The sequence below is a fragment of the Micromonospora sp. 050-3 genome (assembly GCF_046549335.1).
Classification (GTDB): Bacteria; Actinomycetota; Actinomycetes; order Mycobacteriales; family Micromonosporaceae; genus Micromonospora; species Micromonospora trifolii.
On record NZ_JAJPVX010000002.1, the window covers coordinates 1,267,588 to 1,282,617 of the forward strand.

The window sequence follows — 15,030 nt, forward strand, 5'->3', positions numbered from 1 at the left end:
TCCCCAATGGACGGAGGTCTGGTGCTCCCGTCCTACTACCTGTATTACCAGTCGCCGGTAAAAATCGTGGAGACGCCCGACGGGGGCGCCAGGGTCTGGCGTGTTGCGATCGACACCGGCGCTTGGCAGGAGAAGAACGACTTGTTCAGCGAGATCGTCTTCGGCGTCGGAGGTGACATATTCCGGCGTACCGCCGAGGACTTCGTGCAGGAGGTGGAGGCGTTCCGGGCCCACTATCTCAAGGGTGAAGGGCCAATCTTCGCGCTCTACGAGACGGTGCGTGCGATCGAGCTCCTGGCGGACGCCGAAGCGCGTCACGAGACGCCGAAGGAGCAGGCGCTTATTCGTGGGATTCGGCAGCGGACGTTCGTCATGTTCGAGGAGCAGCTTCGTGCGGCCGGCGATCCTGGCGCGGACCCCGACCTAGCGAGAGCGAAGTAGGCATGCTTCGCGAATGGGCAGACGGAGGGACGGGTCGATGACGACCGAGGGGCTGGACGCGCGGCTGGTACGGGCGCAGGTGCGGTATGAGCAGGCGGTCTTCGGTGGCGACGCGAAGTCGTTGGACGAGGCGGAACGGGACCTCACCGCGTTGGACGCGGATGTGGCGTTGGCGCGGGGGCGGCTCCTGCACGCACGTTTCCTCGACACCGGGTTGGAGGACGCGGAGGAGTTGCCGCTCTTCGAGCGGGCGGCCGGGCTCTACCGGGAGTTGGGTGATGCCCGTGGTGAGGGCGAGTCGCTCTTCTGGGTGGGTACGGTCCACCAGGTGATCCGGCAGGACCAGGCGGCCGCTGACCCGGCCTTCGCCCGGGCGCGCGAGTTGGCTACCGCGGCGGGGGATGAGCTGACGCTGTCGTACGTGTTGCGGCACCTCTGTTTCGGTGAGCAGGCCGCCGGTCGTGTTGATGGGGCGCGGGAGTTGTTGACCGAGTCGACCCGGTTGCGCCGGAAGTTGTCCTTCACCGCCGGTGTCGCGGCGAACCTGATCGGTCTGGCGGATCTGGCCGCGAGCGACGGTGATCGGGATGCTGCCCGTGAGCTGCTCGACGAGGCGGCCGGGCTGGCGGCCGACAGCGGCGCGCACGGGGTTGGCCGGTGGGTCGAGGAGGCCCGCGACGAGTTGGGGCTCGCCTGAGCGTGGAAGGCGATCGGCGGGGTTGGAGCCCTGGCGGCGTCGAATAAGATCGACGCGTGGCGAGATCCGGTACGCAGAGCGACAAGTCCTACCTCTGGACCTGGCCGGTTGGCATCCTGGTCGGCCTGGCGATCGGCATTCCCGTGTTCGGTGCGAAGGGTGGTGTCGCCTTCGGCGTCGCGCTCGGCATTGCCTTCGTATTCGGCCTGGGTGCGATCAGGGGCCGGGCCGACGGTGATCCTGCCCGGGGTGGCCCGGACGGTAGGGCCGCCGGGGATGGCGCCGACGCCTCCGGCCGAGGGTGATCGACTCCGGTTCCTTGAAGTCGGGGCATCCAGGGCCGTGGGATGGCCCGACTTCCTTGAAGCCGAGTGGATCATCGCAAGCGACGAGCGCGGCGGCCACGGGGCCGGCCAGTGTCGCCGAGGCCGTGGCCGTACAGGACGAGTTGCGGCCGCTGGTGGACCTGGTCGGGCCGGGGCCGACCGTGCCCGCGACGGTGGCCGGCCTGGACGTCGCGTACGCCGAGGGCGGTGACCTGCTGGCGGCGGCCGTGACGGTCCTGGATGCCCGGACCCTGGCGGTGGTGGACTCCGCTGTCGGTGTGGGGCGACCCGCGTTCGACTATGTGCCGGGGTTGTTCGCCTTCCGTGAGTTGCCCGCGTTGCTCGCCGCGCTCGACCGCCTGACCACCATCCCGGACCTGCTGGTCTGCGACGGGCACGGCCTGGCCCATCCGCGCCGGTTCGGGCTCGCCTGTCATCTCGGGGTGGTCACCGGGTTGCCCGCGATCGGGGTGGCGAAGACGTCGCTGGTCGGGGTGTGGGATCCGCCGTCCGCCGAGCGGGGTTCCTGGTCGTCGTTGCGCGACGGTGGTGAGGTCGTCGGTCAGGTGCTGCGGACCCGCGACGGGGTGAAGCCGGTCTTCGTCAGCGTCGGCCATCGGATGAGCCTGGAGAACGCGACAGCGCAGGTGCTGGCGTTGACTCCGCGCTACCGGCTGCCGGAGACCACCCGCACCGCCGACCGGCTGTGCCGCGACGTCCTCGCCGAGGCAGAGCGGGAGCGCTGACTGGCTGGTCAGTCCGGCCACCAGCCGAGCCGTAAACCGTAACGCCGCACACATGCTGGGCGCTCTATAGCCGGTGGGACAGGGGGGCCGGTAGTAGCCTGACCCGCGAACCCCACCCGGGGAGAACGGCGAGGTAATCATGACAGTGCGTCGACGCGTGGCACGGCTCGCGGCGGTCTGCGGTCTTGCGGGCGGCCTGGTGATGCTCGGTGCGTCGCCGGCGCTGGCCGATCAGGACTCGGTCCGGGTGGGTGCGGCCAGCAGCTTCGCCGCCGGTGGTTCCGCGCAGGGGGTGAACGTCGCGGTGCGTAAGCGCACCGACGGGTGCGTCCTGCTGCGTACCGCACTGGGCTTCAGCCTGGAGGGTCTCCAGCCGAACCAGGTGGCGGTCGAGGTCAACGCGGACGGGCGCTGGTTCCCGGTGGCCGTCACCGGTGGCGCCGGCACCGTGTCGACCGCGCAGACGTCACCCTCGAAGCCGACGCTGTGCAAGGGCAAGGGCATCACGGTGCGCTACCGGGTGGCGTTCGCGGCGGGTTCGCCGGGCGGCCGTCTGGTGGTCACGGGCGCGGGCATCAGCGCCGCCGGCCAGACGCTGGGTCACGCCACCGACGCGGCGCGGCTGACCGGAGCGCGGGTCACTCCGTCGCCGACGCCCTCGCTGTCGAAGAAGCCGACGCCGACTCCGAGCCCGACCGAGGTCGCGACCGTCGACGAGGCGGTGAACCCGGCGGCGCAGGGCGGCGTCTCCGCCGCGCCGAACACCACGGCGACCGCCGCCGAGTCGTCCGGAGGAGGATCCCCGGTGATGTACTTCGGCATTGTGCTGGTGGCGGTCGGCCTGCTGCTCATCGTGCTGCTGTTCCGTCGCTCGCGGCAGGACCGGAAGCCGTCCGACGACGCGCCGGGCACGCTGCCGGGCAACCCCGGCGGCACCACCTACCGCGCCGGGGGTGGGTTGCCGGCCGGGCCCGGTCGCCCCGGTCAGGTGTACGGCCAGCAGCCGCCGGCCGCCGCCTGGGGTGGCGCGGTGCCGGCACCGCGTCCCGCCACCGGCGGGGTCTACGGTGCCCGGCCGGACACCCCCGCCCCGGAGGCCACCCAGCCGATGCCGGGTCGGCCCGACGGTCGCCCGAAGCCCGGTGACCCGCCCACCGACGGCGGCGGCCACACCGTGTTCATTCCCCGGCTCCCCGGCTGAGCGGAGTACGGCCTGGCCCTCCGTTAGGCTCAGGATCGGTGTCTAACCTGCGGCCAAGGAGTGGAACACGTGTCTGATCTGTCCCAGATTGTGAAGGCGTACGACGTCCGCGGGACGGTGCCGGACCAGTGGGACGAACGGGCCGCCGAGGCACTGGGCGCCGCCTTCACCCAACTGCTCAGCTCCACCGACGAGCCGGGCGACGCCGTCGTCGTCGGGTACGACATGCGGGCCACCTCGCCCGGCCTGGCCGCCGCGTTCGCCGCCGGCGTACGCGCCGAGGGCCGCTCGGTGATCGAGATCGGCCTCGCCTCCACCGACCTGCTCTACTACGCGTCCGGCTCGCTCGACCTGCCCGGGGCGATGTTCACCGCCAGCCACAACCCCGCGCAGTACAACGGCATCAAAATGTGCCGCTCCGGCGCGCGCCCGATCGGCCAGGAGAGCGGCCTGGCCGAGATCCGGGAACGGGCCCAGGCCCTCCTGGACTCGGGCGACGCTCGTCCCGCCGGTGCGCCGACCCGGCCCGCCGAGCGGCGCGACCTGCTCCCCGACTACGCCGGCTACCTGCGCAAGCTGGTCGACCTCTCGGGCATCCGGCCGTTGAAGGTGGTCGTCGACGCGGGCAACGGCATGGGTGGCTTCACAGTTCCGACAGTGCTCGGAGACGCGGCCCTGTCGCCGCTGCCGCTGGAGATCGTGCCGCTCTACTTCGAGTTGGACGGCAGCTTCCCCAACCACGAGGCCAACCCACTCGACCCGGCGAACCTGGTCGACCTCCAGCGCGCGGTGGTCGAGCACGGGGCCGACATCGGGTTGGCCTTCGACGGTGACGCCGACCGGTGCTTCGTGGTGGACGAGCGCGGCGAGCCGGTCTCACCGTCGGCGATCACCGCACTCGTCGCCGCCCGTGAGTTGGCCAAGCACCCGGGTTCCACGGTGATCCACGGCCTGATCACCTCCAGCGCCGTCGCGGAGATCATCCGGGAGCACGGTGGGAAGCCGGTCGTCGCCCGGGTCGGGCACTCCTTCATCAAGGCGGAGATGGCCCGCACCAACGCCGTCTTCGGCGGCGAGCACTCCGCGCACTACTACTTCCGGGACTTCTGGTTCGCCGACACCGGGATGCTCGCGGCGATGCACACGTTGGCCGCACTGGGCGAGCAGTCGCTGCCGCTGTCCGTGTTGGCCGGTGAGTACGAGCGCTACATCGCCTCCGGCGAGATCAACTCGACGGTGGCCGACCAGGCGGCGGCGGTGGCCGAGGTGCGCGCCGCGTACCCCGACGCGGTGGCCGACGAGATGGACGGACTCACACTGCGTTTCCCCGACGGCGCCTGGTTCAACCTGCGCGCCTCCAACACGGAGCCGCTGCTGCGGCTCAACGTCGAGGCGCCCACCCGGGATCGGATGGTCTCGCTCCGGGACGACGTGCTCGACCGCGTTCGCCGATAAGATCGCCTGCGCCGGTCGGCACCGCCGTCGGTCAAGCCGTACACGTGGAAGGAGCCGCGCCATGGCCCTGGATCCGCAGTTGCTCGAGATCCTCGCCTGTCCGGACACGCACCACGCCCCGCTCTCCTATGACGCCGAGGCGCAGACGTTGACCTGTACGGAGTGCGGTCGGATCTTCGAGGTCCGCGACGACGTGCCGGTACTGCTGCTCGACGAGGCGCGCGGCGGCCCCGGGCAGTCCTCATGATCGACGGTACGGCCGGGGTCAGCGGGCGTCGGGACGCCGACGAGGCCCTGCTCGACAACCCGCAGGCGTTGGCCGAGGCCGACCCGGGCGGCATGCTCCGGCACACGGCGTCGGCCGGTGCGCAGGTTCGCGAGAGCGCCGCGCTGGCAGCCGAGGCGAACCTCGCGGTGCTCGCCGACGACGGGCGGCCCCGAGCCGTCGTGATCGCCGGCATCGGCACCGCCGGGCGTACCGGGGACGTGCTGGCCACTGTCGCCGGGCCACGCTGCCCGGTCCCGATCATCGGGCATCGCTCCGCTGGCGTACCCGGCTGGGTTGGCGCGGCCGACGTGGTGATCGCGGTGAGCGCGTCCGGACGTAGCCCGGAGGCGCTCGGCGCCGCCGAGGCGGCCCACCGTCGTGGTGCCCGACTCGTCGCCGTGGGTGCCCCGGACTCGCAGTTGCAGTCGATCGCCGAGCAGGCCCGGGCGCCGTTCATCCCGGTGCCCCGGCGTGCCCCGGCCCGGGCCAGCCTCTGGGCGCTGACCGTGCCGGTCCTGCTCGCTGCCCGTTCCCTCGGGCTCGTGAAGGTCAACGAGGCGGACCTGGCGGAGACCGCGGCCCGGCTCGACGCGGACGCCGACCGCTGCCGGTCCGCCGCGGAGTCCTTCGTCAACCCGGCGAAGTCACTGGCGCTGGGCCTGGCCGGCTCGATCCCGATCGTCTGGGGTTCGTCCCCACTGGCCACGGTGGCGGCCCGCCGGTTCGGCGACACCCTGTCGGCCAACGCCCGCTATCCGGTGGTCACCGGAGCGCTGGGTGAGGCCGGGCGGGGGCGCGTCGGGCTGCTCGACGGCGTCTTCGGCGGCCTGGCCGAGGGGGAGCGGGACATCTTCGCCGACCCGGCCGAGGAAGACGGCGAGGGCACCCGGCTGCGGCTGGTGCTGCTGCGCGACGGCGGGCTCAACGCCGAGGACGACACCGACGAGCCGCTCGCCGTCGAGGAGCGCCGTGCGGACGCGGTGCAGACCCTCGCGGAGCGCCGTGGCGTGCGGTGCGACGTGGTGACCGCCGAGGGCGGCTCCGCGCTGGAGCGGCTGGCGTCGCTGATCGCCGTTCCGGACTTCGCCTCGATCTACCTTGCTCTGGCACACGGGCTTGACCCGATGGCCGTTCCGGCCATCACCGAGATGAAGGAGCTGTCGAACCAGTGAACGAACGCAATGGGCGGCGCGCCATGCGCGGACCGGTCGGCTTCGCACGGCGAAGCGGAGCGGTGGCATGAGCGCCAACGGTGGGACGAAGGCGATTGTCGCCGCTCTGCTGGCCAACGTCGGCATCGCCATCACCAAGTTCATCGCGTTCCTGCTCTCCGGCTCGTCGTCGATGCTGGCCGAGGCGGTCCACTCGGTCGCCGACTCCGGCAACCAGGGCCTCCTGCTGCTCGGCGGCAAGCGGGCGAAGCGGGCGGCCACCCCGGAACACCCGTTCGGGTACGGCCGGGAGCGCTACATCTACGCGTTCATCGTGTCCATCGTGCTGTTCAGCATCGGTGGTCTGTTCGCGCTCTACGAGGCGTACCACAAGTGGCACGATCCCAAGGGGATCACCGAGTGGCACTGGCTGCCGGTGGTCGTGCTGGTGACGGCGATCATCTTGGAGTCGTTCTCCTTCCGGACCGCCATCAAGGAGTCCAACCACATCCGGGGCAACCAGTCCTGGGTGCGTTTCATCCGTCGCGCCAAGGCGCCGGAGCTGCCGGTGGTGCTCCTGGAGGACTTCGGCGCGCTCCTCGGTCTGGTGTTCGCCCTGTTCGGCGTCACCATGACGCTGATCACCGGCAACGGCGAGTGGGACGCCGCCGGCACCGCGATGATCGGCATCCTGCTGGTCGTCATCGCCGTGGTGCTGGCCATCGAGACGAAGAGCCTGCTGCTCGGTGAGGGCGCCGAGGCGTCCGACCTGGCCGCCATCGAGCGGGCCGTCACCGACGGCCCCGAGGTGGAGCGGATCATCCACATGAAGACGCTCTACCTGGGCCCGGAAGAGCTGATGGTGGCCGCCAAGATCGGCGTGCCGGAGTGGGAGAGCGCCCACGACCTGGCCCGTGGCATCAACGCCGTCGAGGCGCGGATCCGCGCCGCGGTGCCGGTCGCCCGGGTGATCTACCTGGAGCCGGACGTCTACAGCGCCGCTGCCGCCGAGGCCGGCACCGGTGCCGCGGCCGACACCGCAGTTCCGCAGCCGCAGGACGCGTCCGGCGAGGCGACCGGGCGGCCCGGGGGCTGACGGGTGGAGCCACTGTACGGGCCGATCCGGGACTACGCCTGGGGCTCGCGCTCGGCCATCGCCCTCCTTCAGGGGCGATCGGTGCCGAGCGCGGGCCCAGAGGCGGAGCTGTGGTTGGGGGCCCACCCGGGCGCCCCGGCCCACGTGGATCGCGCCGGTCTGCGGGTGAGCCTCTGTGACCTGGTGCGGGACGAACCAGGGCAGTGGCTCGGCCAGCGGGTGTCCGAGCGGTTCGGCAGCCGGCTGCCGTTCCTGCTCAAGGTGCTCGCGGCCGACGCTCCGCTGAGCCTGCAGGCCCACCCGGACGCCGAGCAGGCGCAGGCCGGCTACGCGGCGGAGGCGGGGCGCCCGGAGGGGCAGCGCAACTACTCCGACCCGCACCACAAGCCGGAGTTGCTGGTCGCGCTCACCCCGTTCGAGGCGCTGTGCGGGTTCCGGGATCCGGCGGAGTCGGCCGAGGCGCTCGCCGCGTTCGGCGTACCGGCGTTGGCGCCGGTGGTCGCCGCTTTGCGGGCCGGGCCGGCTGGTTTGCGGACGGCGGTGCGGACGCTGCTCGGCTGGCCGGTCGCCAAGCGTCACGAGCTGCTGGCCTCGGTGGTGGCAGCGCCGGCCGGCGGCCCGGACGCGGAGCTGACCCGCCGGTTGGCCGAGGCGTACCCGGGGGATCCGGGTGCGCTTGTCGCGCTGCTGTTGCACCACCTGCGGCTGGAGGCGGGAGAGGCGATCTGGATGCCCGCCGGCAACCTGCACGCCTACCTGAGCGGCTGCGGCGTGGAGATCATGGCGGCCAGCGACAACGTGCTACGCGGCGGCCTGACCCCGAAGCGGGTGGACGTCGACGAGTTGTTGCGGGTGCTGCGCTTCGAGGTGCTCGACGATCCGGTGCGGGCCGCGCAGCCGGTCGGCCCGGGCGTGGACTGGTGGCCCGTGCCGGTGGACGATTTCGCGCTGCACCGGGTGCGGGTCGACGCGGCGGTGCCCTCGGTGACGTTGCCGCTGCCCGGCCCTCGGGTGGTGCTCTGCGCTGGCGGTTCGATCACCGTGGACGACGGTGCCGGCGCCTTGACGCTGGCCTCGGGCGAGGCGGCGATCGGCACGGCGTCGGGAGCGCCGCTGCGCATCGACGGCGTCGGTGTGGCGTTCGTGGCGACGTCCGGGCTGCGCTGACTTCAGCTCCGGAGAACGACACAAGTCCGACTTTCCCGGAATAGCTTGACGTCGCCCTGCCTGAGTGTGACTCTATGAGTACGCAGCGTTATCGCGACGACGGTCCGAGAACGTGCGGGGGAACCAAACCGGGGGGATGCACGGGGCGGGCGGGACGTGGGCGGGAAGGTCCGTCCATCACCGACCGCCCCGTGCGCTGTCCGCGGACCGTGCCTGCTGCCCGTCGTCGACGCGCGTAAGGTGGAGGGTCGGCGCAGACATCGTTCGACAGGAGCTTTCATGACCAGCACCCTCCCGGCGTCCGCCAGCGGCACGCCGTCCGAGGCCCGGCCGAGCACGCTCGCCGACGGCGACTTCAAGGTGGCGGATCTGTCCCTCGCCGAGTTCGGGCGTAAAGAGATCCAGCTCGCCGAGCACGAGATGCCCGGCCTGATGGCGATCCGTCGCGAGTTCGCCGAGGCGCAGCCGCTCGCCGGCGCGCGGATCACCGGCTCCCTTCACATGACCATCCAGACCGCCGTCCTGATCGAGACGTTGGTCGCGCTCGGCGCGCAGGTGCGCTGGGCGTCCTGCAACATCTTCTCCACCCAGGACCACGCCGCCGCGGCGATCGTCGTCGGCGCGGACGGCACCCCCGAGGCTCCGGCCGGGGTTCCGGTGTACGCCTGGAAGGGCGAGACCCTGCCGGAGTACTGGTGGTGCACCGAGCAGGTGCTCGCCTGGCCGGACGGGCAGGGCCCCAACATGATCCTCGACGACGGCGGCGACGCCACCCTGCTCGTGCACAAGGGTGCCGAGTTCGAGCGGGCCGGGGCGGTCCCGCCGGTCGAGTCCGCCGACTCCGAGGAGTACGCGGTCATCCTCGAGCTGCTGCACCGCTCGCTCGGCGAGGACGGCCAGCGCTGGACCCGGATCTCCGCCGGAATCAAGGGCGTGACCGAGGAGACCACCACCGGCGTGCACCGGCTCTACGAGATGCACCGGGCGGGCACCCTGCTCTTCCCGGCCATCAACGTCAACGACTCGGTGACCAAGAGCAAGTTCGACAACAAGTACGGCTGCCGGCACTCGCTCATCGACGGCATCAACCGCGCCACCGACGTGCTGATCGGCGGCAAGATGGCGGTCGTCATGGGCTACGGCGACGTGGGCAAGGGTTGCGCCGAGTCGCTGCGCGGCCAGGGCGCACGGGTCGTGGTGACCGAGGTGGACCCGATCTGCGCGTTGCAGGCCGCGATGGACGGCTACCAGGTCGCCACCCTGGACGACGTGGTCGAGCTGGGCGACATCTTCATCACCGCCACCGGCTGCTTCGACGTCATCACCAACGAGCACATGGCCCGGATGAAGCACCAGGCCATCGTCGGCAACATCGGCCACTTCGACAACGAGATCGACATGGCCGGGCTGGCCAAGCGTTCCGACGTCGAGCGGATCAACATCAAGCCGCAGGTCGACCTGTGGCGCTTCGCCGACGGGCACGCCATCATCGTGCTCTCCGAGGGTCGCCTGCTGAACCTGGGCAACGCGACCGGGCACCCGAGCTTCGTCATGTCGAACTCGTTCGCCAACCAGACGATCGCCCAGATCGAGCTCTTCACCAAGACCGAGGAGTACCCGATCGGCGTCTACGTGCTGCCCAAGCACCTGGACGAGAAGGTGGCCCGGCTGCACCTCGGCGCGCTCGGCGCCAAGCTGAGCACGTTGACCAAGGAGCAGGCCGCCTACCTCGGCGTCTCCACGGAGGGTCCGTTCAAGCCGGATCACTACCGCTACTGATCGACATCTCCGGACCGGGTCGGCTGTTCGCAGCCGGCCCGGTTCGTCGTCTCCGCCGCCGGCTGGGCGGGCTCAGCGTTCCCGCCGCCGGGTCAGCCCGAACGGGGGCCGCGGCGGGTGGGGCGGAACCAGGTCCAGATGCACCAGACCAGCCAGCCGACCGACACGACTGTGGCCAGCGCCCGCAGACGTAGCGCGCTGAGCAGCAGCACCACGGCCAGCACCGCCAACCACGGCAGGAATCCCCTCACGGCGGGGATCCTCCCACAGCCGACCGGCGACAGGCCGGCCGCCGGGCGCTCGTGGGTCCTCGTCACGGGCCCAGTGAGTTTGTCGTGAACGACTTGACGAGTGCCCTGAGCAGGGAGGAAGGTATGCCTGCCCTAAGCCAGCCAAGGCGTGCCTAACCTACTCGGAGCCCGGATGTTCGCCACCTACCTGATCGGTCTGCGGGAAGGGCTGGAAGCGACCCTGGTGGTCAGCATCCTGGTCGCCTTCCTGGTGAAGTCGCAGCGCCGGGACCGGCTGCCGCAGGTCTGGGCGGGCGTCGGCCTGGCCGTAGCGCTATCGGTGCTCTTCGGCTGGCTGATCGAGTACACGTCGACCTCGCTGCTGTCCCGTTCCGAGGATCGCGAGTTGTTCGAGGCGATCACCTCGGTCGCCGCCGTGGTCTTCGTGACCTGGATGATCTTCTGGATGCGTCGGGCCGCCCGGACCATCGCCGGCGAACTGCGGGGCAAGCTCACCGAGGCGCTGGCCGTCGGCTCCCTCGCCGTCGCCGGCATGGCCTTCCTCGCGGTGATCCGCGAGGGCCTGGAGACCGCGTTGATCTTCTACTCGGCCGCCCAGGGTGCGGCCGGCGACAGTGGCCCGCTGCTCGCGTTGATCGGCGGCATCGTCACTGCCGTGGTCCTCGGCGCGCTGCTCTACGCCAGCGCCCTGCGGATCAACCTCAGCAAGTTCTTCACCTGGACCGGCGCGCTGCTGATCCTGGTCGCCGCCGGCATCCTCAAGTACAGCGTGCACGACTTCCAGGAGGCCGGGGTCCTGCCCGGCCTGAACGACCTGGCCTTCGACATCACCAGCGCGCTCGACCCGAGCACCTGGTACGCGGCCCTGCTCGCCGGCATGTTCAACGTGACTCCCGCGCCCACAGTGCTGGAGACGATCGCCTGGGTCGCGTACGCCGTACCGGTGCTCCTGCTCTTCCTGCGACCGGCCCGGCGCAAGCCGGCACCCACCGCGACCACCACCACCGTCACCGAGCGCGGGGCCGACACCGGCGCCGAGGCCGAGGCGGCGTCCACGCCGCAGCGTGCCTGACCCACGAGGAGAGACAGCCCAGATGCGTACCACCCAGTTCTTCGCGCTGGCCGCCGCCGGCGTGCTGGCAACGGCCGGTCTGGCCGCCTGCTCCGACTCCGACAAGGGTGACCCGGCCGCGTCCGGCGGACCGATCGTGGTCAAGGCCAGCGACACCGCCTGTGAGGTCGGCTCGACCGACCTGGGTGCCGGCACCGCCACCTTCAAGATCACCAATTCCGGCGCGAAGGTGACCGAGTTCTACGTGTACGCCGACGGCGACCGGGTGATGGGCGAGGTGGAGAACATCGCCCCCGGTCTGAGCCGCGAGCTGCACGTGGAGTTGCCGGCCGGCACGTACCAGACGGCCTGCAAGCCGGGGATGAGTGGCAAGGGCATCCGGGGCGCGCTCAAGGTCAGCGGGTCGGCGCAGCCGCTCACCGCCGACGCCGCGCTGGGTGACGCCACCGACAACTACCAGCGTTACGTCAAGAGCCAGACCGCCGCGCTGTTGGACAAGACCGAGGAGTTCGTCGGCGCAGTCAAGGCCGGCGATGTGGCGAAGTCCAAGGCGCTCTACCCGGTCGCCCGCACCTACTGGGAGCGGATCGAGCCGGTCGCCGAGATCTTCGGCGACCTCGACCCCAAGATCGACGGCCGCGAGGAGGTCATCGAGGAGGGGATGGAGTTCACCGGCTTCCACCGGATCGAGAAGGACCTCTGGCAGTCCGGCGACATCAGCAAGGACGGCCCGATCGCCGACCGCCTGCTGGTCGACGTCAAGGAGATCGTGGCCAAGGCGAACGCCGAGAAGCTCTCCCCGCTCCAGCTCGCCAACGGTGCCAAGGAGCTGCTCGACGAGGTGGCCAGCGGCAAGATCACCGGCGAGGAGGACCGCTACTCGCACACCGACCTGTGGGACTTCGCCGCCAACCTCGAAGGTTCCAAGGCCGCCGTGTCCGCCCTGCGGCCCGCGTTGCAGCAGCGCTCGCCGGAGCTGGTCACGCAGCTGGACACCGAGTTCACCAACGTCGAGGGACTGCTCGGCAAGCACCGCGACGGCGACGGGTGGAAGCTGCACACCGCGCTGAGCAAGGCCGAGCTCAAGGAGCTCTCCGACGGGATCAACGCGCTCGCCGAGCCGATCAGCAAGGTCGCCGCGGCCGTCGCAAAGTGACCACCTGGCAGAAAGGGTCTAGTTGATGAGCGGGAGCAGGTTCACCCGGCGCCGGGCGATCACCCTGGCCGGCGCCGGGGTGGCCGGGGTCGCCGGAGTGGCGGCCGGCGCCGGGGCGCTGCTGAACGGCTCCCATGGCCCGGCCGCGGCGAGTGACCACCCGGCCGGGGCGGTGCCGTTCCACGGTGAGCACCAGGCCGGCATCGTCACCCCGGCGCAGGACCGGCTGCACTTCGTGGCCTTCGACGTGATCACCAAGGACCGGGCCCGGCTGGTCGAACTGCTCGAGGAGTGGACGGCCGCCGCCGCCCGGATGACCGCGGGACGCGACGCCGGGGTGCTCGGTGCGGTCGGCGGAATGCCGGAGGCCCCACCGGACGACACCGGCGAAGCGCTCGGCCTGCCTCCCTCGCAGCTCACCCTCACCATCGGGTTCGGGCCGACGTTGTTCCGCGACGCCGACGGGCGGGACCGCTTCGGCCTCGCCGACCGTCGGCCCGCCGCCCTTGCCGAGCTGCCGAAGTTTCCCGGCGACGCGTTGCAGGCGCAGCTCTCCGGCGGCGACCTCTGCGTCCAGGCTTGCGCCAACGACCCGCAGGTGGCGGTGCACGCGATCCGCAACCTGGCCCGGCTCGGCATGGGCGTGGTGAGCGTCCGCTGGTCGCAGCTCGGCTTCGGCCGCACCTCGTCGACCTCGCGGGACCAGGCCACCGCGCGCAACCTCTTCGGGTTCAAGGACGGCACGGCCAACCTGAAGGCCGAGGACACCGAGCTGCTGCGCGACCAGTTGTGGGTGCAGCCGGGCGACGGGCCGGACTGGATGGCCGGAGGCTCGTACCTGGTCACCCGCAAGATCCGGATGCTCGTGGAGACCTGGGACCGGACCTCCCTCGCTGAGCAGGAGGAGATCGTTGGCCGGACCAAGGGCAGCGGCGCGCCACTGGGTCGCAGCGACGAGTTCGACCAGCTCGACTTCGCCGCGCGTGGCGCGGACGGGAAGCCGGTGATCGCCGAGCACGCCCATGTCGCGCTGGCCCACCCGAGCCGGAACAGCGGCGCCCAGCTGCTGCGCCGGGGTTACAACTTCGTCGACGGCTCGGACGGCCTCGGCCGGCTCGACGCGGGTCTCTTCTTCATCGCCTACCAGCGCGATCCACGGCGTCAGTTCGTACCGATCCAGACGCAGTTGGCCCGGCACGACGTGATGAACGAGTACCTACGACACGTCTCCAGCGGGGTGTTCGCCTGTCCGCCCGGGGTACGCGACGGCGGGGACCACTGGGGGCGTGGGCTGTTCGGCTGACCGTCGTCCGGATGGCGACAACCGGATCGGCCCAGCCTGCGGTGGCGCCCGGCGGCACCGAAGGGGGATCATGGTGACAGCCCGGCGACGGCCATCCGTGCGCCCGGTACCGCAGCCCGTGGCGCCGCCGTGGCGGACTGCGGTCACCGTTTTGACGGCGGCGCGAAGCATTACCGGCGGACGCCGGTCCCACCGAACTGAATGAGGATGCAATATTAATCCCATGAGAGCCCGCGTACTGGTGGTCGACGACGACCCCGCGCTCGCCGAGATGCTCGGCATCGTGCTGCGCAGCGAGGGTTTCCAGCCCTCGTTTGTGGCGGACGGCGAGCGGGCGTTGGCCGCTTTTCGCGACAGTCGTCCCGATATCGTGCTGCTTGACCTGATGCTTCCCGGTATGAGCGGTATCGACGTCGCCCGGTCGATCCGTGCGGAGTCCGGCGTGCCCATCGTCATGCTGACCGCCAAGAGCGACACCGTGGACGTCGTGCTCGGCCTGGAGTCCGGCGCCGACGACTACGTGGTCAAGCCGTTCAAGCCCAAGGAACTGGTGGCCCGGATGCGGGCCCGACTGCGCCGAGGCGAGGACGTGGCCCCGGAGATGCTCACCATCGGGCCGCCCGACAACCAGATCACCATCGACGTGCCGGCGCACACGGTGAGCCGCAACGACGAGGAGGTGAAGCTGACGCCGCTGGAGTTCGACCTGCTGGTCGCGCTCGCCCGCAAGCCACGTCAGGTCTTCACCCGCGAGGTGCTGCTCGAACAGGTCTGGGGCTACCGGCACGCGGCCGACACCCGTCTGGTCAACGTGCACGTCCAGCGGTTGCGGGCCAAGATCGAGCCGGACCCGGAGCGACCGGAAATCATCCTCACCGTGCGGGGCGTGGGCTACAAGGCGGGGACCGGATAGCCTGGTCG

Annotated in this window: 16 protein-coding genes; 15 read left to right on the plus strand and 1 reads right to left on the minus strand. The window is 71.0% G+C overall.

Annotated features, from left to right (window positions below; translation table 11 throughout):
* The first annotated feature begins 6 nt into the window (after positions 1–6).
* From ACLJOK_RS20900 to ahcY, 11 genes are all read left to right on the plus strand, one after another.
* Positions 7–441, plus strand: a complete 435-nt coding sequence (locus ACLJOK_RS20900) for a hypothetical protein (protein WP_410820384.1) — start codon at positions 7–9, stop codon at positions 439–441.
* 37 nt (positions 442–478) lie between these two features.
* Positions 479–1,138, plus strand: a complete 660-nt coding sequence (locus ACLJOK_RS20905; RefSeq protein ID WP_410820385.1) for a tetratricopeptide repeat protein — start codon at positions 479–481, stop codon at positions 1,136–1,138.
* A 56-nt stretch (positions 1,139–1,194) separates the two neighbouring features.
* Positions 1,195–1,443: a hypothetical protein gene (locus ACLJOK_RS20910; RefSeq protein WP_410820386.1), complete on the plus strand. Its 249-nt coding sequence runs from the start codon at positions 1,195–1,197 to the stop codon at positions 1,441–1,443.
* A 125-nt stretch (positions 1,444–1,568) separates the two neighbouring features.
* Positions 1,569–2,210: a deoxyribonuclease V gene (nfi, locus tag ACLJOK_RS20915; protein WP_410820387.1), complete on the plus strand. Its 642-nt coding sequence runs from the start codon at positions 1,569–1,571 to the stop codon at positions 2,208–2,210.
* A gap of 139 nt (positions 2,211–2,349) precedes the next feature.
* A complete protein-coding gene (locus tag ACLJOK_RS20920) occupies positions 2,350–3,411 on the plus strand; it encodes a hypothetical protein (protein ID WP_410820388.1) in 1,062 nt (353 codons plus the stop codon).
* A 69-nt stretch (positions 3,412–3,480) separates the two neighbouring features.
* Positions 3,481–4,866 (plus strand): phosphomannomutase/phosphoglucomutase, encoded by a 1,386-nt coding sequence (locus ACLJOK_RS20925; protein ID WP_410820389.1) that lies wholly within the window; start codon positions 3,481–3,483, stop codon positions 4,864–4,866.
* 61 nt (positions 4,867–4,927) lie between these two features.
* On the plus strand, positions 4,928–5,113 hold the full coding sequence (locus ACLJOK_RS20930) for a Trm112 family protein (RefSeq protein WP_354941357.1): 186 nt from the start codon (positions 4,928–4,930) through the stop codon (positions 5,111–5,113).
* Positions 5,110–6,306 carry an SIS domain-containing protein gene (locus ACLJOK_RS20935; RefSeq protein WP_410820390.1) on the plus strand — a complete coding sequence of 399 codons (1,197 nt, stop codon included), beginning with the start codon at positions 5,110–5,112 and terminating at the stop codon, positions 6,304–6,306. Before ACLJOK_RS20930 ends, ACLJOK_RS20935 begins: the two co-directional genes overlap by 4 nt.
* A gap of 67 nt (positions 6,307–6,373) precedes the next feature.
* Entirely contained in the window at positions 6,374–7,381 is a 1,008-nt protein-coding gene (locus ACLJOK_RS20940) for a cation diffusion facilitator family transporter (protein ID WP_410820391.1), read from the plus strand.
* Between the two features lie 3 nt (positions 7,382–7,384).
* On the plus strand, positions 7,385–8,548 hold the full coding sequence (manA, locus tag ACLJOK_RS20945; protein ID WP_410820392.1) for a mannose-6-phosphate isomerase, class I: 1,164 nt from the start codon (positions 7,385–7,387) through the stop codon (positions 8,546–8,548).
* 279 nt (positions 8,549–8,827) lie between these two features.
* Positions 8,828–10,327, plus strand: coding sequence for an adenosylhomocysteinase (ahcY, locus tag ACLJOK_RS20950; RefSeq protein ID WP_410820393.1), 1,500 nt, complete (start codon positions 8,828–8,830; stop codon positions 10,325–10,327).
* Positions 10,328–10,419: 92 nt separating this feature from the next.
* On the opposite strand, the gene ACLJOK_RS20955 is transcribed toward ahcY, so the two are convergent.
* Positions 10,420–10,578, minus strand: a complete 159-nt coding sequence (locus ACLJOK_RS20955; protein ID WP_410820394.1) for a hypothetical protein — start codon at positions 10,576–10,578, stop codon at positions 10,420–10,422.
* Between the two features lie 172 nt (positions 10,579–10,750).
* On the opposite strand from ACLJOK_RS20955, the gene efeU reads away from it, so the two are divergent.
* The 4 genes from efeU to mtrA all read left to right on the plus strand — a co-directional run bounded on the left by efeU (position 10,751) and on the right by mtrA (position 15,022).
* Complete coding sequence (efeU, locus tag ACLJOK_RS20960) at positions 10,751–11,650, plus strand: iron uptake transporter permease EfeU (RefSeq protein ID WP_410820395.1); 900 nt, start codon at positions 10,751–10,753, stop codon at positions 11,648–11,650.
* Positions 11,651–11,672: 22 nt separating this feature from the next.
* Entirely contained in the window at positions 11,673–12,806 is a 1,134-nt protein-coding gene (gene efeO / locus ACLJOK_RS20965; protein WP_328650864.1) for an iron uptake system protein EfeO, read from the plus strand.
* 25 nt (positions 12,807–12,831) lie between these two features.
* Positions 12,832–14,109, plus strand: a complete 1,278-nt coding sequence (efeB, locus tag ACLJOK_RS20970; protein ID WP_410820396.1) for an iron uptake transporter deferrochelatase/peroxidase subunit — start codon at positions 12,832–12,834, stop codon at positions 14,107–14,109.
* Between the two features lie 223 nt (positions 14,110–14,332).
* On the plus strand, positions 14,333–15,022 hold the full coding sequence (mtrA, locus tag ACLJOK_RS20975; RefSeq protein WP_110564421.1) for an MtrAB system response regulator MtrA: 690 nt from the start codon (positions 14,333–14,335) through the stop codon (positions 15,020–15,022).
* The last annotated feature ends 8 nt before the right edge of the window (positions 15,023–15,030 follow it).

What these genes read in the sequence shown, in the direction of transcription:
- ACLJOK_RS20940 (WP_410820391.1), top strand. Translation starts at nt 6,374, where the DNA reads ATGAGCGCCAACGGTGGGACGAAGGCGATTGTCGCCGCTCTGCTGGCC.
- efeB (WP_410820396.1), top strand. Translation starts at nt 12,832, where the DNA reads ATGAGCGGGAGCAGGTTCACCCGGCGCCGGGCGATCACCCTGGCCGGC.
- ACLJOK_RS20900 (WP_410820384.1), top strand. Translation starts at nt 7, where the DNA reads ATGGACGGAGGTCTGGTGCTCCCGTCCTACTACCTGTATTACCAGTCG.
- ACLJOK_RS20930 (WP_354941357.1), top strand. Translation starts at nt 4,928, where the DNA reads ATGGCCCTGGATCCGCAGTTGCTCGAGATCCTCGCCTGTCCGGACACG.
- mtrA (WP_110564421.1), top strand. Translation starts at nt 14,333, where the DNA reads ATGAGAGCCCGCGTACTGGTGGTCGACGACGACCCCGCGCTCGCCGAG.
- ACLJOK_RS20935 (WP_410820390.1), top strand. Translation starts at nt 5,110, where the DNA reads ATGATCGACGGTACGGCCGGGGTCAGCGGGCGTCGGGACGCCGACGAG.
- ACLJOK_RS20920 (WP_410820388.1), top strand. Translation starts at nt 2,350, where the DNA reads ATGACAGTGCGTCGACGCGTGGCACGGCTCGCGGCGGTCTGCGGTCTT.
- ahcY (WP_410820393.1), top strand. Translation starts at nt 8,828, where the DNA reads ATGACCAGCACCCTCCCGGCGTCCGCCAGCGGCACGCCGTCCGAGGCC.
- efeO (WP_328650864.1), top strand. Translation starts at nt 11,673, where the DNA reads ATGCGTACCACCCAGTTCTTCGCGCTGGCCGCCGCCGGCGTGCTGGCA.
- efeU (WP_410820395.1), top strand. Translation starts at nt 10,751, where the DNA reads ATGTTCGCCACCTACCTGATCGGTCTGCGGGAAGGGCTGGAAGCGACC.
- ACLJOK_RS20905 (WP_410820385.1), top strand. Translation starts at nt 479, where the DNA reads ATGACGACCGAGGGGCTGGACGCGCGGCTGGTACGGGCGCAGGTGCGG.